16 protein-coding genes are annotated in these 21118 nt (G+C 72.2%); 3 read left to right on the top strand and 13 right to left on the bottom strand.

Features of this window, described 5'->3' with window-relative positions; genetic code table 11:
* Positions 1–36: 36 nt before the first annotated feature.
* Complete coding sequence (locus AB0C96_RS17765) at positions 37–525, bottom strand: DUF1453 domain-containing protein (protein ID WP_362918406.1); 489 nt, start codon at positions 523–525, stop codon at positions 37–39.
* Positions 526–684: 159 nt separating this feature from the next.
* Entirely contained in the window at positions 685–2805 is a 2121-nt protein-coding gene (locus tag AB0C96_RS17760) for a DNA topoisomerase IV subunit B (RefSeq protein WP_362918404.1), read from the bottom strand.
* Between the two features lie 444 nt (positions 2806–3249).
* Here AB0C96_RS17760 and AB0C96_RS17755 point away from each other — a divergent pair, with 444 nt between their 5' ends.
* The gene (locus AB0C96_RS17755; protein ID WP_345086881.1) at positions 3250–3480 is read left to right on the top strand and encodes a hypothetical protein; all 231 of its coding nucleotides are present in this window, start codon (positions 3250–3252) and stop codon (positions 3478–3480) included.
* 122 nt (positions 3481–3602) lie between these two features.
* On the opposite strand, the gene AB0C96_RS17750 is transcribed toward AB0C96_RS17755, so the two are convergent.
* The 6 genes from AB0C96_RS17750 to AB0C96_RS17725 all read right to left on the bottom strand — a co-directional run bounded on the left by AB0C96_RS17750 (position 3603) and on the right by AB0C96_RS17725 (position 12673).
* Complete coding sequence (locus tag AB0C96_RS17750; protein WP_362918402.1) at positions 3603–4412, bottom strand: serine protease; 810 nt, start codon at positions 4410–4412, stop codon at positions 3603–3605.
* Between the two features lie 134 nt (positions 4413–4546).
* Positions 4547–6097 (bottom strand): RNA polymerase sigma factor, encoded by a 1551-nt coding sequence (locus AB0C96_RS17745; RefSeq protein ID WP_362918401.1) that lies wholly within the window; start codon positions 6095–6097, stop codon positions 4547–4549.
* Between the two features lie 403 nt (positions 6098–6500).
* Positions 6501–7502, bottom strand: a complete 1002-nt coding sequence (locus AB0C96_RS17740) for a FadR/GntR family transcriptional regulator (RefSeq protein WP_362918399.1) — start codon at positions 7500–7502, stop codon at positions 6501–6503.
* Positions 7503–8005: 503 nt separating this feature from the next.
* Positions 8006–8770 carry an NUDIX domain-containing protein gene (locus tag AB0C96_RS17735; RefSeq protein WP_362918397.1) on the bottom strand — a complete coding sequence of 255 codons (765 nt, stop codon included), beginning with the start codon at positions 8768–8770 and terminating at the stop codon, positions 8006–8008.
* 49 nt (positions 8771–8819) lie between these two features.
* A complete protein-coding gene (locus AB0C96_RS17730) occupies positions 8820–10877 on the bottom strand; it encodes a glycogen debranching N-terminal domain-containing protein (RefSeq protein WP_362918496.1) in 2058 nt (685 codons plus the stop codon).
* A 164-nt stretch (positions 10878–11041) separates the two neighbouring features.
* Positions 11042–12673, bottom strand: a complete 1632-nt coding sequence (locus AB0C96_RS17725; protein WP_362918395.1) for a DUF4192 domain-containing protein — start codon at positions 12671–12673, stop codon at positions 11042–11044.
* 125 nt (positions 12674–12798) lie between these two features.
* On the opposite strand from AB0C96_RS17725, the gene AB0C96_RS17720 reads away from it, so the two are divergent.
* Entirely contained in the window at positions 12799–14964 is a 2166-nt protein-coding gene (locus AB0C96_RS17720) for a RecQ family ATP-dependent DNA helicase (RefSeq protein ID WP_362918394.1), read from the top strand.
* Between the two features lie 224 nt (positions 14965–15188).
* Entirely contained in the window at positions 15189–15896 is a 708-nt protein-coding gene (locus AB0C96_RS17715; protein WP_362918392.1) for a hypothetical protein, read from the top strand.
* Positions 15897–16013: 117 nt separating this feature from the next.
* Here AB0C96_RS17715 and AB0C96_RS17710 read toward each other — a convergent pair whose 3' ends face one another.
* The 5 genes from AB0C96_RS17710 to abc-f form a co-directional block, all read right to left on the bottom strand.
* Positions 16014–16661: a hypothetical protein gene (locus tag AB0C96_RS17710; protein WP_362918391.1), complete on the bottom strand. Its 648-nt coding sequence runs from the start codon at positions 16659–16661 to the stop codon at positions 16014–16016.
* A 66-nt stretch (positions 16662–16727) separates the two neighbouring features.
* Positions 16728–17429 carry a ribonuclease HII gene (locus AB0C96_RS17705; protein ID WP_362918389.1) on the bottom strand — a complete coding sequence of 234 codons (702 nt, stop codon included), beginning with the start codon at positions 17427–17429 and terminating at the stop codon, positions 16728–16730.
* Between the two features lie 364 nt (positions 17430–17793).
* A complete protein-coding gene (locus AB0C96_RS17700) occupies positions 17794–18702 on the bottom strand; it encodes an ADP-ribosylglycohydrolase family protein (protein WP_362918387.1) in 909 nt (302 codons plus the stop codon).
* 11 nt (positions 18703–18713) lie between these two features.
* On the bottom strand, positions 18714–19373 hold the full coding sequence (locus AB0C96_RS17695; RefSeq protein ID WP_362918385.1) for a histidine phosphatase family protein: 660 nt from the start codon (positions 19371–19373) through the stop codon (positions 18714–18716).
* A 94-nt stretch (positions 19374–19467) separates the two neighbouring features.
* Positions 19468–21087, bottom strand: a complete 1620-nt coding sequence (gene abc-f / locus AB0C96_RS17690; RefSeq protein ID WP_362918383.1) for a ribosomal protection-like ABC-F family protein — start codon at positions 21085–21087, stop codon at positions 19468–19470.
* Between the last annotated feature and the right edge of the window lie 31 nt (positions 21088–21118).

Below are 21118 nucleotides of genomic sequence, written 5' to 3'. Positions count from 1 at the left end.
TGGGTGGGCGGTGGTTCCTGGGTGCGCGCAGCGCCATCAGCCCGCGACAGGGACACCGTACGTCCGCTGCCCGGCCCCTGCCCGCCAGATGGTGACCCCGGACCGGGTCAGCAGCATCGCGGCGACGGTGAGCAGGATGGCCCCGCTGCCCTGATGGACGCCCAGCAGCGCGGCGATGCCCATGAGGCCGGCGCGCAGCACCATCCCGGACAGCCACACGCCGGCCGCCGCCCAGCCGCCCTTGGTCCACACCACGCCGTCCGCATCCGTCCAGATCCGCGTCGTCCACGCCCAGCCGGCACCACAGGCCAGGCCTATCAGGAGCTCCACGCCGAGCAGGGCGGCGGACGCTGTCGGGTGATGGGGGTCCAGGACGCCGGGCTGGCGCACCGCCAGGAACGTCAGCACGGCGGGGAGCAGCCACCACTTCCGGCCCTCGGCCGTGAGGCGCCGGGCCGTGAACTGGCGGACGAACACGAACACAACGGCCGCGACGACCACCACGATGTTGAGCAGACCGTCCATGACCTGAGCCTCCGTGGGACGGGGAATTTCGACACCCCCGACGCTACGGAGAGCGACGGCCGGGCGGATCGGAGCCAGGGTGGGGCGTGGGTGGAAACGACGGCGGGCGTCTCTCCACCCCTGGGTGGAGAGACGCCCGCCGGGAGCCGTGCGGCGCGCTCAGGTGTCGATGCGCGAACGGTCCAGGGTGGATGCGGAGTTGGTGATGAACTCCTTGCGGGGCGCGACCTCGTTGCCCATCAGGAGGTCGAACACCTTCTCCGCCGCCTCCAGATCGCTGATGTTGATCCGGCGCAGGGTGCGGTGCCGCGGGTCCATCGTCGTCTCGGCCAGCTGGTCGGCGTCCATCTCACCCAGGCCCTTGTAGCGCTGGATGCTGTCCTTGTAGCGGACCTTCTTGGCCTGGAGTTCGAGCAGCGTCTGGCGCAGCTCGTTGTCCGAGTAGGTGTAGATGTACTTGTCCTGGCCCTTCTTGGGGTTGATCAGTTCGACGCGGTGCAGCGGCGGGACCGCGGAGTAGACCCGGCCCTGCTCGACCATCGGCCGCATGTAGCGCTGGAAGAGGGTCAGCAGCAGCGTCCGGATGTGGGCACCGTCGACATCGGCGTCGGCCAGGAAGATGACCTTGCCGTAGCGGGCCGCGTCGATATCGAAGGTCCGGCCGGAACCGGCCCCTATGACCTGGATGATGGCGCCGCACTCGGCGTTCTTGAGCATGTCCGAGACCGACGACTTCTGGACGTTGAGGATCTTGCCGCGGATCGGCAGCAGCGCCTGGAACTCCGAGTTCCGCGCGAGCTTGGCGGTGCCCAGCGCCGAGTCCCCCTCGACGATGAAGAGTTCGCTGCGGTCCACGTCGTCGCTGCGGCAGTCCGCCAGCTTGGCCGGCAGCGAGGAGGACTCCAGCGCCGTCTTCCGCCGCTGCGCCTCCTTGTGCTGGCGGGCCGCGATGCGCGTACGGGCCGCGGCGACGACCTTCTCCAGGACGGCGCGGGCCTGCTGCTTCGCGTCCCGCTTGGTGGACGTCAGGAAGGCCTTCAGCTCCCGGCTCACCACCTGGGCGACGATCCGGGAGGCGGCCGAGGTACCGAGCACCTCCTTGGTCTGGCCCTCGAACTGCGGCTCCGCGAGCCGCACGGTCACCACGACGGTGAGGCCCTCCATGGCGTCGTCCTTGACGACGTCGTCCTCGGCGACCCTCAGCAGCTTGCTCGACCGCAGCACCTCGTTGACGGTCTTGGTGACCGAGCGCTCGAAGCCGGACACATGGGTGCCGCCCTTGGGGGTGGCGATGATGTTGACGAACGACTTCATGGTCGTGTCGTAGCCGGTGCCCCAGCGCAGCGCGATGTCGACGCCCAGCTCACGCGTGACCTCGGTCGGGGTCATGTGGCCGCGGTCGTCGAGCACCGGCACGGTCTCCTTGAACGTGCCCTGGCCGGTCAGCCGCAGCACGTCACAGACCGCCTTGTCCTGTGCCAGGTACTCGCAGAACTCGCTGATCCCGCCGTCGTAGTGGAAGACCTCTTCCGTCTTGCCGGCGCCGTCGATGCCACGCTCGTCGCGGACGACCAGGGTCAGGCCCGGCACCAGGAAGGCGGTCTGACGGGCGCGGGCGTACAGCGTCTCCAGGGAGAGCTTGGCGTCCTTCAGGAAGATCTGCCGGTCGGCCCAGAACCGCACCCGGGTACCGGTCTTGATCTTGGGGATCCGCTTGCCCTTGACCAGACCGCTGCTCGGGTCGAACGGCGCGCCCGGGCCCGACTCGGTGAAGATCCCCGGGACGCCCCGGCGGAAGCTGATCGAGTGCGTCTTGCTGTTGCGGTCCACCTCGACGTCGAGCCGTGCGGAGAGGGCGTTGACGACCGAGGCGCCGACGCCGTGCAGACCGCCGGAGGCGGCGTACGAGCCGCCGCCGAACTTCCCGCCGGCGTGCAGCTTGGTCATCACGACCTCGACGCCGCTGAGTCCGGTCTTCGGCTCGACGTCCACCGGGATGCCGCGGCCGTTGTCCCGGACCTCCACCGACCCGTCGTCGTGGAGGATCACCTCGATGTGGTCGCAGTAGCCGCCCAGCGCCTCGTCGACGGAGTTGTCGATGATCTCCCACAGGCAGTGCATCAGACCACGACTGTCCGTCGAGCCGATGTACATGCCGGGACGCTTGCGGACGGCCTCGAGGCCCTCAAGGACGAGCAGATGCCGCGCGGTGTAGTTGGACCCGTCCCGGTCTGCCCCGGTCAGCACTGCGGTGGACGGCACTGACATCTCGGCGGTCACGCGGTTCGCTCCTCGCTGAATTTCTGGCAGTCCGCATTCCGCGGACTCGGTTGTGGCGGTGTCGCCGGTGAGAGGGTACCGAGGCCTTGTAGAGCCGATGTGACGCCACCCGTACGCATGCTCATGGTAGTAGGATTTCGCTCGTACGTTCGATCCCTCGTTGGGGTGACGTCCGAGTGACGTGCACATCACGTTCCCTTCGAGGCATGAACCATTTAGGCTCCGGGCACGTCCTCATCAACAACCGGCAAGCCAGCCGGGGGGACAGACCCAACAACCAACGAGAATCAGACCACCACGCAATACGGCTCATTCGCCGCCACCCGGCAGCACCCGGCCCCCTCGAAGAATTTTTTTCGAGGAAAAGGCACGAGCGGGAACGTTTTCGGCCTGGTTGGATGTTGACCCTGGTACGACAGCTCGTCGAGCTAGAGAAGAGGCGACGTGACTACTGTTCTGACACCCGCGAGCCCGCTGACGGCCGCTGACCGCTGCGACCGCTGCGGCGCCCAGGCATACCTGCGCGTCGTCCTGATGTCCGGTGGAGAACTGCTCTTCTGCGCCCACCACGGCCGCAAGTTCGAGCCAGAACTCAAGAAGATCGCCGCGGAAATACAGGACGAGACGGAGCGGCTGACCGCCTCTCCGGCGTCCGCGCCCGATGAGGAACGCTGACACTCCGCATGTGACGACGAGCGAACAGCGGCCCAGCGCCGTGCGGCGGGCGGTCCCCCGGCACCACCGGGGAGGCCGCCCGCACTCGTGCGCCGATGCCTGCCGGTGAACGCCTTGTGCCCTCAGCCTGCCCCGTGCACGGAGACCGCCGGGAGCAGCGCCGAGGCCCGGGTGTAGACCCCCGGGTTGCCCGCCTGGCCGCAGCCGGTCCCCCAGGACACCAGCCCCACGAGACGCCCTCGTACGACCAGCGGCCCACCACTGTCCCCCTGACAGGCGTCCCGCCCCCCGTCCGGCTCCCCGGCGCACAACATCGACCTGGACCGGTACGTACCGTCCGCGCTGCCCGGATAGGCCCGTGTACACACGGCGTCGCGCAGCACATTGACGTGCGCGGACCGTAGCCGTGTCGCATAACTGCCCTCCCCTGTGGTGTCCCCCCAGCCGTAGACCGTGGCCCTGCTGCCCGGGCGATAGGCGGTGTCACGGCGTCCCGCTATCGGAATGGGCCGGTTCGGGACGGGTCTGGTGAGCGTGAGGACGGCCATGTCGCCCTCGTTCGTCCAGCTGTCGTAGCGCGGATTCACCCAGACCCTCGCGGGCTTGAGCTCCTGGCCACCGCCACCGGTGAGGTTGTCCCGCCCGATCACCACCCGCAGATCGCGCACCTGCTGCCAGGGGACCCCCAGGACCTCCTTGCTCAGGCAGTGCGCCGCCGTCACCACCGTCGCGCGCCCGACCAGCACCCCGCCGCAGAACTGTCCGGAGCGCTGGGCCCCGAAGCGCTCGTGGGAGGCCAGGGCGACCGCCCAGGGGCTCTGCGAGAGCGTGGTCGGCTTCCCGCCGATCACCGACTCGTCCGCGGCCGCCGGCACCGGCAGGACGAGGGCCAGCGCGAGGGCCCCGAAGGCAGCGCGCGCGGTCGGACGCATACGGACTCCTGACTCTGTGAGAGCGTTCGCCAACCCAGAGTGAGCCAAACGGACTCGCCCCGCACCCGGACGAGCAAGAGCCCGGAACCTCCACGAGGGAGGAACCGGGCTCGTAGCGCTGTCCGGGGCTTGGACTAGTCGAGGTAGTCGCGCAGCACCTGGGAACGGGACGGGTGACGCAGCTTCGACATCGTCTTCGACTCGATCTGACGGATCCGCTCACGGGTGACGCCGTAGACCTTGCCGATCTCGTCCAGCGTCTTGGGCTGGCCGTCGGTGAGGCCGAAGCGCATGGAGACCACGCCGGCCTCCCGCTCGGAGAGGGTGTCCAGCACCGAGTGCAGCTGCTCCTGCAGAAGCGTGAAGCTGACCGCGTCGGCCGGGACGACCGCCTCGGAGTCCTCGATGAGGTCACCGAATTCGCTGTCGCCGTCCTCGCCCAGCGGGGTGTGCAGCGAGATCGGCTCGCGGCCGTACTTCTGGACCTCGATGACCTTTTCGGGGGTCATGTCGAGCTCCTTGGCCAGCTCCTCCGGGGTGGGCTCACGGCCCAGATCCTGGAGCATCTGGCGCTGGACCCGGGCCAGCTTGTTGATGACCTCGACCATGTGGACGGGGATACGGATCGTACGGGCCTGGTCGGCCATGGCGCGGGTGATGGCCTGGCGGATCCACCACGTCGCGTAGGTCGAGAACTTGTAGCCCTTGGTGTAGTCGAACTTCTCGACCGCACGGATCAGGCCGAGGTTGCCCTCCTGGATCAGGTCCAGGAAGAGCATGCCGCGACCGGTGTACCGCTTGGCCAGGGAGACGACCAGTCGGAGGTTGGCCTCCAGGAGGTGGTTCTTCGCCCGACGGCCGTCCTCGGCGATGATCTCCAGCTCACGCTTGAGCTTCGGCGCCAGCTTGTCGGAGTTCGCCAGCTTGTCCTCGGCGAACAGACCGGCCTCGATGCGCTTGGCGAGCTCCACCTCCTGCTCGGCGTTGAGGAGCGGGACCTTACCGATCTGCTTGAGGTAGTCCTTGACCGGGTCGGCGGTGGCGCCGGCCGCGGCGACCTGCTGCGCAGGGGCGTCGTCCTCGTCGTCGTCGGACAGCACGAAGCCGGCGCTCTCCGCGCCCTCGGCGGCCTCCGGGTCGCCCTTGCCGGGCACCGGGGTCTCCTCGGTCACGTCGTCGTCGAGCAGCTCGTCGACGTCCTTCTTGGAGGTGGTCTTCTTGGCGGTGGCCTTCTTGGCCGTGGCCTTCTTCGCGACCGTCTTCTTGGCGGTCGCCTTCTTCGCTGCCGCCTTCTTCGCGGGCGCGGACTCGGACTCACCTGCCGACGGGTCCGCCAGGGAGGCGGTGGCCGCGGCGGCGGTGGTCTTCTTGACCGTGGCGGTCTTGGCCGCGACGGTCTTGGTGGCGGTGCGCTTCGCCGGACTCTTCGCTGCGACGCTCTTGCGGGTGCGCTTGGGCGCCTCTGCGGCACTGACCATCAGCGTCACACCCTCCTCGTCGAGGATCTGGTTGAGGCTGCGCAGAACGTTCTTCCACTGGGTTGGCGGAATCTGGTCAGCCTCGAAGGCCCGACGCACGTCATCGCCGGCGATCTGCCCATCTGCCTTTCCCCGCTCGATGAGCGCCATCACAGACTCGGACTCGGCGATCTCCGGCGGGAGCGTACGGGATGTGCTGGCCGACACGAACAACCTCTCGGAACGATGGAAACGGCTTCCGACCCCGTCCACTGTGGATCGGAGCCGACGACCGCCGGTGGGGATGGACCGACGGCGCAGGGGCAACCGGGGAGTTGAACAGCGTCTCGTACGCCGCCCTTATTCCCTCCTCGGCTATCACCTCTTAAGTCATCGCGCTTCCCTGAAGAGCGTTACGCCCAATCTGCGTGGCCCGAGTCACACCCCATAACCACCCATTCCCTGTCATATGACATGCAATCCTCCCAGGGTCTGGCGCCGGATCCGGTCGACGCCCCGGATCCGGCGTTCTCGTGCGCCTCCGCCGCGTACGGCGTGCCCCGCCCGAGGGGTACGCGGGGCACGGGAGCCGCGCGGCGCCTACGGTCCGTACGCGGTCGAGTACGGGCCTTCAGTGCTCTCGGGGCGCGGGGACGACGTGGTCCACGGCAGCGCCGGAGCCCTGACCGGCAGCCTCGACATGAGCGGCGAGGAGCTGGCGCATCGCGGTTTCGGCCGCCGTGGCGTCCCCGGCGCCGATGGCGTCGACGACCCTCATGTGCTGACCCACGGACGTGTCGATCGGGCGCTCACAGCCGCCGCCGGAGCCCCCGGAGACGTGCAGGGCGGCCGAGACGATCCCCGAGAGGTGCTCCAGCATCCGGTTGCCCGCGAGCTGGAGCAGCAGCGAGTGGAACTCGGTGTCGGCGCGGTTGAACGTCATGGTGTCGCCCTGGGCCGCGGAGTGGCCCATGATCTCGACCATGTCGGCGAGCCGCTGCTGGATGTCCTCGCGGCCGTGACCGGCGGCGAGCCGGGCGGCCAGCGGCTCGATCGTCCAGCGCAGCTCGCACAGCTCGCGGCGCTGGTCGTCACGCTGCGGCCCGTAGGCCCGCCACTCGATGATGTCGGGGTCGAGGAGGTTCCAGTCGCTGACCGGGCGCACCCGGGTGCCCACGTTGGGGCGCGCACTGACGAGGCCCTTCGCCTCCAGGACGCGCAGCGACTCACGGACGACGGTGCGGGAGACCTCGAAGCGCTGGCCGATCTCCTCGGGGACGAGCGGGCGGTCGGCGCCGAGATCGCCGGAGACGATCATCTGGCCGAGCTGCTGGACGAGTTGGCCGTGCAGGCCGCGGCCACGGCTGCCGGCCGTTCGCCGGCCGACCCGGCCGATGTCCGTCTCGGAGCCGTCCCAGACCTGCGAAACGCGCTCGGCACGGTCCGGACCGGCTGTGCTGTTTGCGTTCGCGGCGTTGGCAGCGTTGGCGTAGGGGTAGCGGTCAAGCTCGCCCGGGCCTGCGAGGCCGGTGTCGCCGGGGCGAGCCGCGGTCATCATGGTGTGCGCAAGGGTACTCACGCATCCTTTGTCGGCGACACCCTGAACGCCCTTGAGGTCTTTGGTGAAAAGCACACGAAAGGGTGATCGCCCCCCATCCCGGAATTGACGCTTTATCGGAAAGAAATGCGCTCTCCACGGCGAGTTGCGGACAACACCCACCACAACACAGCGACAAAACAGGCGTCTTACTCGGTCAGAACGCGAAACCGTATAGCACAGCGAGTGCATTTCCGCAGACCAGGACCGGTGGGCAGCAACACCCGTGCGCCGCCTGCGAATTGGCGCACGGACCGCCGCACGACCGAAATGTCGCGGTCGAATCCAGAGGGGCACTTGACGGCCGGCGGGACCGCTGAACGAGAAGCGGATGATCGCGGGACGGCGACGGCTCGCGCCCGAGAGCCGTGGAATGCGGAGCCAACCCCGGTGCCGCGGAACGGAGTACACCGCCGGACGAGCCCTCTCGCCACGGAACGGCCTTTGCGCGGAAAGGGAGTTACGGGGACGGCCGGGCATCATCATGACGCGGCGCGGGCCGCCGCGCTCTTCGAGGAGCCCGCTGCCACTCCCTGCGCTCAGACCTCCGGGCGCAGCATCGGCGGGTTGAGCAGGGTCGCCCCGCCGGCTCGGAACAGCTGGGCGGGGCGACCGCCCTGGCGGGTCGTAGTGCCGCCCGTGGGCACCAGGAACCCGGGCGTGCCGGTCACCTTGCGGTGGAAGTTGCGGGGGTCGAGGGCAACGCCCCAGACCGCCTCGTAGACCCGCCGCAGCTCGCCGACGGTGAACTCCGGCGGGCAGAAGGCCGTGGCGAGCGAGGAGTACTCGATCTTCGAGCGGGCGCGCTCCACGCCGTCGCCCAGGATCTGAGCGTGGTCGAAGGCGAGCGGCGCCCCCAGTTCGCCCTCCCGCGCATGGGTGTCGTCCTGCCCCAGGAGCGTCTCCACCGGCGCCCAGCGCGCGCTGTGGGCGTCCCCACCGGCCGTGGGAGCGGGCAGATCGGGGGCGAGCACCAGGTGCGCCACGCTGACGACCCGCATCCGGGGGTCGCGCTTGGGATCGCCGTACGTGGCGAGCTGTTCGAGGTGGGCGCCGTACGCGGGCGACGGGCCCGTCGGGGACTGGGCGTGCAGACCGGTCTCCTCGGCGAGCTCCCGGGCGGCCGCGGCCTCCAGATCCTCATCGGCCCGGACGAACCCGCCGGGCAGCGCCCAGCGACCCTGGAACGGCGGCTCACCGCGGCGCACGGCCAGCGCGCACAGGGCGTGGCGGCGCACGGTGAGCACGACCAGATCGACGGTGACAGCGAAGGGCGGGAAGGCCGACGGGTCGTAGGGAGGCATGCCGTGATCATAGTCGTCCGCCTGACGATAAACAGGCCCACTCGGCACCTCACGAACCCAGTTGCAGGCCGTCTGCCGCCGCCTCCACCATGCCCATGCCGAGCCGGCTGACCCGCACGGCGAACGGCTGCTCCGCAACGCTCAGGCCGGTGAGCTGTATCGCGCCGAGCGGGGCGGTGCCGAGCGGCCGCACGGAGACCGTCCCGGAGGGCACGTCGGGGCGCAGCCCGGCGAGCGCGATCAGTAAGTGCACCGCCCCGGCGGCCGCCACCGCCGCGGGACGACAGGCCGCCGGATGCGGGACCGGAGCGCCGTCGGCGGTGCGCTGCTCGCCCGCGTACATCTCCGGGAGGCGGTACCCGAAACTGTCCGCGGCGTCGAGCACGCCCTTGGTCAGGGCGCCGGCGGCCCGTTCGTGCCCCGCGGCGGCCAGCCCGGCGGCGGCGATCGCCGTCTCATGGACGCGGACCGCGCCGCTGCGGTGGCCGAAAGGGTTGTAGCCGCTCTCCTTGGCACCGAGCCCCCGCAGGCCCCAGCCGGAGTCCATCGCCGGGCCGCCGAGCAGCCTCGCCAGCTGGTCCGTCTGCGCCCCGTCCAGCAGCCCGGGAGCGAGCCGGCCACCACCGATCAGCCCCGTGTCGAGGAGGTGGGCGGCGGTGGAGCCGAGGTGCGGTACCGGCCGTCCGTCGGCCATCAGCAGCGCGGCGGGCCGGCCGCCCGCGCGGTCATCCACCCAGAAGCCCGACCGGAACCGGCAACGCAGCTCCGCGGCCCACTCCCGGAGCGCGGCCCCGTCGGACAACCCGTACGCATCGAGGAGATCGGCTCCCAGGAGGGCGGCCCGATGGGCGTGGGCCTGGGTCTCGCAGCGGTACGGCCCGTCGGGCACAGGGTCCGGCACATAGCCACCGCGGCCGCCGCCCGAGCGATCGGCGACCGTCTGCAGCCACCTCAGACAGCGCTCCGCCGCCGGCATCAGCCGCTCGGTCTCCTGCGCGGGCAGGCCCCAGCGGTGCGCCTCGGCGAGCACGGCGGGGAACAGCAGGGTCGCTTCGACACCGGTGCAGCCGGGCGGGGCGTGCGGTCCTGCGTCCCGGAGCGCACCGGGGATTCGGCCGAAATCCGCCCCTGGTGCGGCGCATTGGCTACGGGCGAGCGCACGGAGCGTGCCCGCCGCGAGCCGGGTGCCCAGCGGCAGCAGCATCCGGGCGGTCCACAGGGCCTCGGCCGGCGCCAGACCGCAGCGCCAGGGAAAGCCGCCGGCGACATACACATCCGTGGGAGCGACCGGGTCACGCATCGCCAGGCCGTACAGATCGTCGAGGCTGCCCGCCATGAGTGCGTCGGCCCTGCCGTCGTCGCACTCCAGCCGGGCGGCGGTCCACGGCTGGGGTGGTCGGTCGGCGCGGGCCCGTGGTGCGCAGAGTCCACTGCGCGGGCCGGGGATGCGGGCGCCCCCGGAACGCCGTTGGCCGCCCGAAGGGCCGACGGCCGGTCCACCGGGGACGTGTTCCAGTCCGGCGTGCAGCTCGATGGTGCGCCGGCCGCCCGGTGGGACGTCCAGTTCCCAGCGCAGGAGCCCCGCCGAGGCCAGGGCGTCCTCGGGTGCCGGTGTCGCGGAGACCACCGCATGCGCGCCGGCGCCGGACCAGCGGAGACCGGAGCCGTGCACGGCGGCCCGCAGCTCGGGGCCGGGGAGGCCGACGGCGACGGCTCCCAGCTCCGCGAGGTCCGTCCCCAGCCGGATCTCGACCGGCAGTCGGACGGGCCGTGCGGCGCTGCTGTGGAACGTGATCCGTTCTGTGCCGTCGGCGTACCGCAGTCGCTCCACCCGGATCTCCGGGTCCGGTCCGCGCTCGCCGGTCCTGCGGACCGTCCCGATGAACCGGGCACGGTCCGCGCCCGTCAACCGGCCCTGGACGACGAGTGGTTCAGCGCCCGCGACCCGCAGGGCGCAGTGGGACAGGACCCGTCGGCCGTCGCGGTAGAAGCCGTCCAGGCCGTGGCCGGTCAGCTGCCCCGAGGCGGGCGACACGGCGAGGGCCGGCAGGGCGGCGCAGACCAGGGAGGAGTGGACGGGCTGCGGCTGTGGTGTCCGGGGCGGCACCGCGCGCCGCTCTACGGGTGGCCGGACGGCCGCTTGGGTGGTGGGGACGATGCCTGGCACGCTCTGCGCTCCCTGGTGAGGTCGGGGCTCCGTACGGCCTACTCCACTCAGGTGAACGGTCCGGCTGGTGCCCAGGTCACGGGGGCCGTGCCGGGCCGGCGCGATCACCGCCGGCTCCGGTCGTCGCCCCGGCCGGCCCGTCGCCTGCCGCGCCCGTCGGTCGTCCGCGCGCCGGGCCCGGTGCCACCCCGTGGCCCGCGGGGACGGCCGGCCGAGCCGGACCGCGCCGCCCCCGGTCGCTTCGCGGGTCGCGGCGCGACCGCATCGTCCGACGCGGGTGTGGCGGTGGGCCCAGGCCCGTCGTCGGCGCACTCCCGGTGCTGCTCGCGCAGGCAGCGGCGCAGCGGCTCCGGATCGAGGCCGTCGTTGATGGCGCGGTGCAGCAACTGGGCGAAGGTGTATTCGGGGTCGAGGGCCAGGGCGCAGCCAAGGGCGACGCGGGCGGAGGGCGCGTCCTCGGTGGACCAGCAGACCCACCCGGCCAGGGTGAGCGGCGCCACCGCATGCTCGGCGTAGCTGCCGGCGCAGCGACGGGCGAGGGCACGCCAGAGCCGGAGGGCAGGTGCGGCGGAGGGGCCGTCCATCCACTCGGCGGCCCGGTCACGGGTGAGCCGGTCCTGGAGGCCGAGGATGAGTCCGGCGGCTTCGGCATCGGTGATCAACGCGTCGTCGCAGGCGTCCCTGGCCCGGTTGCTGCCCGAGGGGGTGTCCTGCCGGAAGCGGTGGATCATGGCGGCGGCCCGGTCGAGGGTCTCCCTGCGGACCACCGGCGCGCCCTCCCGACACAGCATCCGGGGGACCAGCGCGGCGGCCGCCGCGTCCAGCGCCCTCGCCTGATCGGCGGCGCGCGGACCGGTGCGGGGCCTCAGCCGGGCCTCCATCTCCTTGAGCGAACCGCGGACGTGCATCCCCGCGTACGCGGCGGCCGCGGCCATCACGGACGTACCCGGCATGACCATCGGTGTTCCGTCCGCCGGGCAGCACCGGAAGTCGGGGCAACAGTAGGACCAGAAGCGGCCGTTGGACAGGCACAGTGCCTCCAGGACGGGTACGTCGAGCGCGCCGCAGGCGGTGCGCAGCCGCTGGGCCAGTGGGCGGAGCCGGTCCTTGACGTCCTTGCCGCTCTCCCCAGCCGCCGGCTCCTGGCACAGGTAGACGATGATCGCCGAGGGCCGGGCGGCACCCTCCCGGCCAGCCGAGATCAGGCAGTCGGCGAGCTGGTCCGCGACGTCCGGCCACTGTCCGGTGTCCGTTGGGATCCCGAGCCGGACCCGGCCGCCGAAACGTCCGCGCTCGCCGTGCAGCGCGACCATGACGATCGAATCGTCCGGATAGAAGCCCAGCACATACGGCAGGGCGTCGGCGAGCTCGGCCGGGCCGCGCAGGGTCACCTGGGCTTCGGCGGCCGGAGCGGCCCCGGCATCGGGGAGGCCGGCGGCGTGGCGGCGGGACGGCTCAGAGGGGCCGGCGGAAAGGGCCCGGTCACCCGATGCCCCCGGGCGGGAGGCGTCCGCCGGGGCCGCGGCGGCCGATGGCTCGGGCGGGCGGCCGGGCGGGGCTGCCGGTGCGGGGTGCGTGGAGCCGGTCGCGTCCGAGCCGTTCAAGGCGGTCGGAGGAGTCGAGGGAAGTGAGGGGGCAGAGGCGCTGGGGGCCTGGGGGATCGGCGGTGCCGGGGGCGTCGTGGCTGCGGGGTCGGTGTCGCTGCTGTGCTTGTGCGGTTCGCTGTGCGGATTCATGGCTCGAAGATCCCGCGGCCGGCCGCTGCGCCGCGACCCCTGTGGATAACTCGCGGGTGACGAGGTTTTCCACAGCTTCGGGCGAGGGTTCGCGCGTTGTCAGTGGCATCGGGTTGCATGGGGGCATGAGCAACGAAGACCTGCGTGCCGCAGCCGATGCCGTCCTGTCCCGTCTCGTCGGGGACCCCGACGGCCAGGCGAGACTGCGCGAGGACCAGTGGCGGGCGATCGAGGCGCTGGTCGCCGATCACCGCCGCGCGCTGGTCGTGCAGCGCACGGGCTGGGGCAAGTCCGCGGTCTACTTCGTCGCGACGGCGCTGCTGCGCGAGCGGGGCAGCGGGCCGACCGTGATCGTCTCTCCGCTGCTCGCGCTGATGCGCAATCAGGTCGAGGCGGCCGCGCGGGCCGGCATCCGCGCGCGGACGATCAACTCAGCCAACACCGAGGAGTGGGACGCCGTCCAGGCCGAGGTGGCAGCGGGCGAGGTGGACGTCCTGCTGGTGAGCCCCGAGCGGCTCAACAACCCCGACTTCCGTGATCAGGTTCTGCCCAAGCTCGCCGCCTCGACCGGCCTGCTGGTGGTGGACGAGGCGCACTGCATCTCCGACTGGGGCCATGACTTCCGACCGGACTACCGGCGGCTGCGCACCATGCTCGCCGACCTCCCGCCGGGGGTGCCCGTGCTCGCCACGACCGCGACGGCCAACGCCCGGGTGACCGCCGATGTCGCCGAACAGCTCGGTACCGGCGAGGGCGCCACCGAGGCGCTGGTGCTGCGCGGCCCGCTGGACCGGGAGAGCCTGAGCCTGGGCGTCCTGCCGCTGCCGGACGCCGCGCATCGGCTCGCCTGGCTCGCCGACCATCTGCACGAGCTGCCGGGCTCCGGCATCATCTACACCCTCACGGTGGCGGCCGCCGAGGAGGTCACGGCGTTCCTTCGACATCGGGGGCACACGGTCTCGTCGTACACGGGCAAGACCGAGAACGCCGACCGCCAGCAGGCCGAGGACGATCTGCTCGCCAACCGGGTCAAGGCGCTGGTGGCGACGTCCGCGCTCGGCATGGGCTTCGACAAGCCCGATCTGGGGTTCGTGGTGCACCTGGGCTCGCCGTCGTCCCCGATCGCCTACTACCAGCAGGTGGGCCGGGCCGGGCGTGGGGTGGAGCACGCCGAGGTGCTGCTGCTGCCCGGCCGGGAGGACGAGGCGATCTGGAAGTACTTCGCCTCACTGGCGTTCCCGCCGGAGGAGCAGGTGCGGCGGACCCTGGACGTCCTGGCGGCCGCGGGCCGGCCGGTGTCGTTGCCGGCTCTGGAACCGCAGGTCGAACTGCGCCGCTCCCGCCTGGAGATCATGCTCAAGGTGCTCGACGTGGACGGCGCCGTGCAGCGCGTCAAGGGCGGCTGGACGGCGACGGGCCGACCGTGGACGTATGACACCGAGCGCTACGCCTGGGTGACCCGGCAACGCGAGACCGAGCAACAGGCCATGCGGGAGTACGCCACGACGACGGGCTGCCGGATGGAGTTCCTGCGCCGGCAGTTGGACGACGAGGCGGCCCGGCCGTGCGGCCGCTGCGACAACTGCGCCGGGGCGCGGTTCGCCGCCGAGGTGTCCGCCGCATCCCTGGAAGCGGCGCGCGGTGAGCTGGGGCGCCCCGGGGTGGAGGTGGAGCCGCGGCGGATGTGGCCGACGGGGCTGCCGGCCGTGGGCATCGACCTCAAGGGACGCATTCCGGCCGGCGAACTGGCCTCGACCGGCCGGGCCCTGGGACGGCTCTCCGACATCGGCTGGGGCAACCGGCTGCGGCCGATGCTCGCGCCGCAGGCACCGGACGGCCCGGTCCCCGACGATGTGGCGTCCGCGGTGGTCACGGTTCTCGCCGACTGGGCCAAGGGGCCCGGGGGTTGGGCATCGGGTGCCGCGGAGGCCCCGGCCCGCCCGGTGGGCGTGGTCGCTCTCTCCTCGCGCAGCCGTCCGCAGCTGATCCGGTCGCTCGCCGAGCGGATCGCCGCGGTCGGCCGGATGCCGTTCCTGGGCACGGTGATCTCCGTGGACGAGGGTTCCGACAGCCGGATCCCGCGCAGCAACAGCGCCCAGCGGCTGCGGGCCCTGCACGGTTCGCTCACCGTGCCGCCGGAGCTGGCGCAGGCCCTGGCGTCGGCGGCTGGCCCGGTGCTTCTGGTGGACGACTACGCCGACTCCGGCTGGACGCTGGCCGTGGCCGCCCGACTGCTCCGCAAATCAGGGGCAGAAGGGGTGTTTCCGCTGGTCCTCGCCGTCCAGGGGTAGGTGCCGGGGGCGCCGAGGACCGGTGCGGCGGGTGGGAACATTTGCGATCCACGGTGCAATTCCGGACGCGTGCCGGAATTGCTCGTTGCCGCATGCCTGTACGACCGCAAGAATTGGAAATGCTTCCCCCGTACCGGCCGTCCGTGGTCAGGCCGGGTCATGTCCTGGTGCACCGGCGCACCCGGGTATGCCCGACGCGCTGACGCGTAGACGAAGGGAGGACCGTGACCTTCGGCTTCGCCCCGCCCCCGCACATGTCCCCGCCCACGTCCGCCGATCCCGCCGCCCGACTGGGCCGGATGTTGGAGCCCGCAGAGTGGGCTTCGGCCGGTATCCCGTTGCTGCGCAACCCGCGTGAGGTCGTCACGGGCCTGCACGATCGTCATCGCCCCGGGCCGTCGACGGCCATCGTGGCGGTGCTCGATCCGCAGGGACGGGTGACGGCCAGCGCGTCGTTCACCGAGCCCGCCGCCGCCCCCGACGGCTGGGAGTTCCGCAATGCCCTGCTGACGCATCTGCGCCGGGTGATCCCGCACGACCTGCGGCTCCGCGTCCCGGTCCGTACGGCCGTGCTGCTCTACTGCCGTGACGGCGAACCCCGTTGGACCGAGACGGACGGGGCGTGGATGTGGGGGCTGCGCGATGCCTGCACCCTCCACGGGCTCCGCTGCGGCGCGTACATCACCCTGACCCCCGACCGCTGGCAGGTCCTGGGAGAGGGGCGTGGCGGGCGCCGTCCCGGCCCGGCCCCCACGGACCGGCCGGACCAGGAGCCACGCCGTGCCGGGACCGGGCGTCCGCCGGCCCACGGCGCGACGGCGGCACGGCCGGACGCGCCTCGCAGGCCCAGCGTCGTCGCGCAGGGTCGGCCGGCGCCCCGCAGCACCGGCGGCGGCGCCCCGGAAGCCCATCGGCACACGGCGGCGCGCTGACCTGGTCGAACGGGACGGTGTCAGCCGCCGCGCGCTCCGCCGCCAGGGAACCGTGCCCGGAAACGCAAGCAAGCCCGACGGCCGGTGGGGCCGACGGGCTGCTACGAGCCGGAGCGGTCAGGCGTTCGCGCCGAGAACGGTGTTGATCCGCTGCGGGTCGCCGCAGACGATCAGCAGCGTTCCGGCACGGGCCATCGCCGAGGGCAGCGCCTGCGAGGCGGCCTCGTCCGCACCGCCGTTGACCGCGACGATCACGACCGGACGGCCGGTGGCACGCTCCGCGGTGGCGGCCGCGTAGAACACATCGTCCGCGGCGTCGTGTTGGGCCCAGTAGGAGGCCTCGCCGAAGGACAGTTCATGCGCGGCCCACGGGTGGGTTTCGCCGGTGGTGAGCACGAGGATTTCGCCCGGCGCACGACCGGAGTCCAGCAGCAGGTCGACGGCCTCGTCGGCAGCGTCGACGGCGCCGTCGGCAGGAGCCGGGATCAGCTGGAGCTGGGCTCCTGTGGTGCCGGGCGCGCCGGCGGGGGGCTGCGACGAGCCGGTGCGCTGCGCCGGCGGAGCGGCGACGGGCCCACGCGGCGGGGCAGCAGGTCCGGGCTTGCCCGGACGGGCACTGGACGCGGGGGCGCCACGCGGAGGCGCGGGGCGGGGACCGGGACCAGGAACAGGACGGGGGGTCGACGCGGTGCGGCCGGCGGCCGGAGTTGCGCGGGGACCCGGGACACTCTCGTGAATCTGAGGCTCCTCGGGGATGAGAGGCATAAAGGGATGTCTATCAAACGTAAGTGCGGGACACGTCATCGGGTACCGAATTGATGCCCGCACCGCTCAGAAATCGAAGCCGAGTTGGCCAGCGGCTTCCAGAGCGGCTGCTTCGGGGGTGACGCGCACCTTCTTCAGGTGCCGCCACCGGGGCAGGGCGTCCATGTAGGACCACGACAGTCGGTGGTGCGGCGTGGGACCGTGCTCCTCCAGGGCGGTGCGATGGGTCGGCGAGGGGTAGCCGGCGTTGGCCGCGAAGTCGAAGTCGGCGTACTCCAGGCCGAGTTCGGCCATCAACGCGTCCCGTCGCACCTTGGCGATCACGGACGCGGCGGCGACCGCGATGCAGGACTGATCGCCCTTGATGACCGTGCGGACCCGCCACGGCGCGCCCAGGTAGTCGTGCTTGCCGTCGAGGATGACGGCGTCCGGCCGGACCGGCAGCGCCTCCAGGGCGCGGACGGCCGCGAGCCGCAGCGCCGCGGTCATCCCCAGGTCGTCGATCTCCTCCGGCGAGGCGTGCCCCAGGGCGTACGACGTGACCCATTCGCCGAGCACATCGCAGAGTTCACCGCGGCGCTTGGGCGTCAGCAGTTTGGAGTCCGTGAGTCCGTCGGGCGGTCGGCGCAGACCCGTGACGGCTGCGCAGACGCTGACCGGACCGGCCCAGGCGCCGCGTCCGACCTCGTCGACACCTGCAACGATCTTGGCACCCGTCTTGGCGCGCAACGATCGCTCGACGGTATGAGTGGGGGGCTCGTACGGCATGGCGCCAGCCAGGTTACGCCTATTCGGCCCAGCCGTCCGCATCGGATCCGAACCTGATCGCGAACGGTGCGGGGCGCGCCGCGGCCGGGAAGCGCCGATGACCCTACCGGCCGGTACGCGGAGGGCGCCGGGGGCGGGCCGCCGCTCGCCCCGGCGGCTCGCCCCGGCGCAGGGGCCGCTTCCCCGCCCGTGGGCTGCCGTGCGCGGGCCAAATCGCCCTGTGGCGCCGCCCGTTGGAGGCGCGGGTGCCCGGCGGGGGTGGCGGCGGGCGATCACTTCGCGGCCGGGTGACGAGAGCGCCGGAGCGACGGGCGCGACGGTACGCCGTGTGCGACGGTGCGCCGTGCGCGACGGCCGGGCCCGGTCAGTCGGCGTGGACCGGGGCCCAGGCCGGGAGCGGCTCGGTGCCGTCCAGCCACGCCGCGGGCGGAGCGCCGGCGGGGGCTGCGGCGACGATGCCGCCGACGATGGCGCAGGTGGTGTCGACGTCGCCGCCAGCCCGCACGGTGGACCAGAACGCCCGCTCGAAGTCGCCGAGGTGCCGGGCCGCGGCCCAGAGGGTGAACGGCACGGTGTCATGGGCGCTGGTGCGCCGTCCGCAGCCCAGTACGGCCGCGACGGTGCTGGAGTCGGCGTAGTCGAGCATGTCGCGGGCGCGGCGCAGCCCGGCCTGGACGGCGCTGCGCGGAATCAGCTCCAGGACGCCGTCGAGCAGCTGCTCGGGACCGGTCTGCCGGGCCGGGTCGGCCACCAGGGCGGCCGCGGCGGCCACCGCCATGGCACCGACGACGGCCTCGCGGTGCTGGTGGGTGGTGTAGGCCGAGATCTCCGCCTGGTGGGTGGCCTGCTCGGGGTCATCGGCGTACCAGGCGCCGAGGGGGGCGATCCGCATCGCGGCGCCGTTGCCCCAGGAGCCCTGGCCGTTGAAGAGCGCGGAGGCCAGCTCGCGCCAGTCGCCGCCCTCGCGGATCAGCCGGAGCAGGCGGTTGACCGCGGGGCCGTAGCCTCGGTCGAAGTCGTGGTGCTCGGCGAAGGAGCGGGCGAGCGCGTCCTGATCGATCCGGCCGTGGCCGGTGAGCACCGCCAGGACGGAGCAGGCCATCTCGGTGTCGTCGGTCCACTGCCAGGGCGTGGGCGGCAGCTCGCGGCGCTTGAGGGAGGGGTAGTGGGCGGGGACGAAGAACTGGGATCCGAGGGCGTCGCCCACGGACAGTCCGCGCAGGCTCGCCAGAGCCCGCGCACAGCGGTCTGCGTCACGGTGGTCGAGGGTCATCGCTGTGCACTCTAACCGGTGACGCCATAAGGCTCGGGTACACACCATCGCTCGAAGGGCCGGTCGAGGGTGTAGCGGCCGTCCGGGCCGAGCAGGAGGGTGCGCCACTCGGCGTTGCCCGGGTTGGAGAGCGACTCGAATTCGGCCACCGTCCAGTGGAACCAGCGCATGCAGAAGAGCCGCATGGTGAGACCGTGCGTGACGATCAGGACGTTCGGCGGGTGCTGGGGGTCCTCGAAGCTGCGCCACAGGCTCTCCAGGAACGCCCCGACCCGGTCGTAGACGTCCGCCCCGGACTCGCCCTGGGCGAAGCGGTAGAAGAAGTGGCCGTAGGCGTCGCGGTAGGCCTTCTGCCGCCGAACGTCGTCGCGGTCCTGCCAGTTCCCCCAGTCCTGCTCACGCAGCCGGGGCTCCTCCCGCACCCGGACCTGCGCCGGGTCCAGGCCGAGCTCCCGGAAGGTCTGGTGGGTGCGGCGGTAGGGCGAGACATAGGCGGAGATCCGCTCGTCGCCGAACATGCCCCGCAGGGAACGGCCGGACTCCGCCGCCTGCCGCCGCCCCGCCCTCGTGAGGGCGAGCGCATGATCGGGTTCCCGTTCGTAGACGGTGTCGTCGACGTTCCCCTCCGATTCTCCGTGGCGGATGAGGACGATGCGTCGGGGCCGTGCCATGCCGCCAGCGTAAGTCTCCTGCCCTGTACATGCCGCCCCCTCCAGGCCCCCACGGGCCATGCCCCCCTGGGACGCCGCAGCGGCGACCGGCGGGTCAGTGGGCGACGAGGGCCGGGCGGCCCTCGCGTATCTCGTAGGGACGGCCGGCGAAGCGGCGGCGGAGCAGGCGGTCGTGGGAGACCACGACGAGCGCGCCGGGCCAGGACGCCAGGGCCGCTTCGAGCTCTTCGACGAGGCCGAGTGCCAGATGGTTGGTCGGCTCGTCGAGCAACAGGAGATCGGCCGGGCGCGCCAGCAACCGGGCCAGCGCGAGCCGGCGTCGCTGGCCCGCCGAGAGCGCCCCGACGGGCACCTGGAGGTCGCGTTCGCGGAACAGTCCGAAGGAGAGCAGCAGGGCGGCCAGCTCGTCCTCGTCCCCGCCGAGGCCCCGGCGGAACGCGGCCAGCAGCGGTTCGGACGGACGGGAGACCGGTATCTCCTGGGCGAGGAAGCCGATCCGCCCCCGGCGCAGCACCGTGCCGTGGTCCGGGGCGGCGACTCCGGCCAGCACCCGGAGCAGGGTGGTCTTGCCGGCGCCGTTGGCGCCGTGGACCAGGACCCGTTCACCGGCGGCAACCGTGAAGGAGTCCACCGCGAGCCGGTCGCCGACCCGCACCCCGTCGAGTCGGACGAGCGTTCCCGCCGCCTCGCCGACGCCCGGCACGGCCCGGAAGCGGAGCGGCTCGGGAGGCCGGGGAACGGGTTCCTCGTGCAGTCGGCGCAGCCGTTCCTGGGCGTTGCGCACCCTGCTCGACACGGACGCCTGGACGCGGCCCTTGGCCCGGTCGTACGCCATCTTGTTGCCGTCCTTGATGGCCCGGCCCTGGGCGACGGCCCGCGCCGTGCCCGCGGTGAAGTCGGTGAGCCGGGCGATCTGGTCGCACCACTCGGCGTACTCCTGCTCCCAGCGGCGGCGGGCGGCGGCCTTGGTGGCGACGAAGGTGCCGTAGCCCTCGCCGTAGCGGACGACGCTCCGGCGGTCGGCGTCGACCTCGACGATCGCGGTCGCGACCCGCTGGAGGAAGAGCCGGTCGTGCGAGACGGCGAGGACCGTGCCGCGGTGGGCGACCAGGGCGTCCTCCAGCCAGTCGAGGGCGGCCGCGTCGAGGTGGTTGGTCGGCTCGTCGAGCAGGATGACCTCCGGCGCCGCGGCGATCAGGCAGGCGAGCCCCAACCGGGCCTGTTCGCCTCCGGAGAGGCTCCCGAGCCGTCGGTCGTGGTCCAGCCGTGCCAGGCCCAGGGCGTGCAGCGCCTTGTCGACGCGAGCGTCGGCCTCGTACCCCCCACGCAGCTCGAACAGGGTGAGCAGGTCGCCGTACTCCGCCAGTTGTTCGGCCGTGGCGTTGCCGAGTCCGCTCTCCAGCGTGCGCAGCCGGCGCTCCATCTCCCTGAGGTCCGCCAGGGCGGCGTCGACGGCGTCCCGGACGGTCTGGTCCGGCGGGAGGTCGGGGGTCTGGCCGAGGTAGCCGGTGCCGCCATCGGCACTCAGCACCACATGGCCTTCATCGGGCCGCTCGACGCCCGCGATGATGCGCAGCAGCGTCGACTTGCCCGCACCGTTCTCCCCGACGATCCCGACCCGGTCACCGGGGCGTATGGACAGCGAGACGCCGTCGAGGAGCAGGCGGTCGGCGTAGGCCTTGGTGATGTCGTGCAGCGAGATCTGAGTGGGCAAGGGCGCCTCCTAAATCAAACGCAACTTCAAT

Origin of the sequence: Streptomyces sp. NPDC048506, from assembly GCF_040651315.1 — a bacterium.
GTDB lineage: Bacteria > Actinomycetota > Actinomycetes > Streptomycetales > Streptomycetaceae > Streptomyces.
Note: the sequence above shows the minus strand (reverse complement) of the source record. Positions and strands in the feature narration are given on the sequence as shown.

What these genes read in the sequence shown, in the direction of transcription:
- AB0C96_RS17705 (WP_362918389.1), bottom strand. Translation starts at nt 17,429, where the DNA reads ATGCCGTACGAGCCCCCCACTCATACCGTCGAGCGATCGTTGCGCGCC.
- AB0C96_RS17695 (WP_362918385.1), bottom strand. Translation starts at nt 19,373, where the DNA reads ATGGCACGGCCCCGACGCATCGTCCTCATCCGCCACGGAGAATCGGAG.
- AB0C96_RS17765 (WP_362918406.1), bottom strand. Translation starts at nt 525, where the DNA reads ATGGACGGTCTGCTCAACATCGTGGTGGTCGTCGCGGCCGTTGTGTTC.
- AB0C96_RS17720 (WP_362918394.1), top strand. Translation starts at nt 12,799, where the DNA reads ATGAGCAACGAAGACCTGCGTGCCGCAGCCGATGCCGTCCTGTCCCGT.
- AB0C96_RS17725 (WP_362918395.1), bottom strand. Translation starts at nt 12,673, where the DNA reads ATGAATCCGCACAGCGAACCGCACAAGCACAGCAGCGACACCGACCCC.
- AB0C96_RS17735 (WP_362918397.1), bottom strand. Translation starts at nt 8,770, where the DNA reads ATGCCTCCCTACGACCCGTCGGCCTTCCCGCCCTTCGCTGTCACCGTC.
- AB0C96_RS17750 (WP_362918402.1), bottom strand. Translation starts at nt 4,412, where the DNA reads ATGCGTCCGACCGCGCGCGCTGCCTTCGGGGCCCTCGCGCTGGCCCTC.
- AB0C96_RS17710 (WP_362918391.1), bottom strand. Translation starts at nt 16,661, where the DNA reads ATGCCTCTCATCCCCGAGGAGCCTCAGATTCACGAGAGTGTCCCGGGT.
- AB0C96_RS17700 (WP_362918387.1), bottom strand. Translation starts at nt 18,702, where the DNA reads ATGACCCTCGACCACCGTGACGCAGACCGCTGTGCGCGGGCTCTGGCG.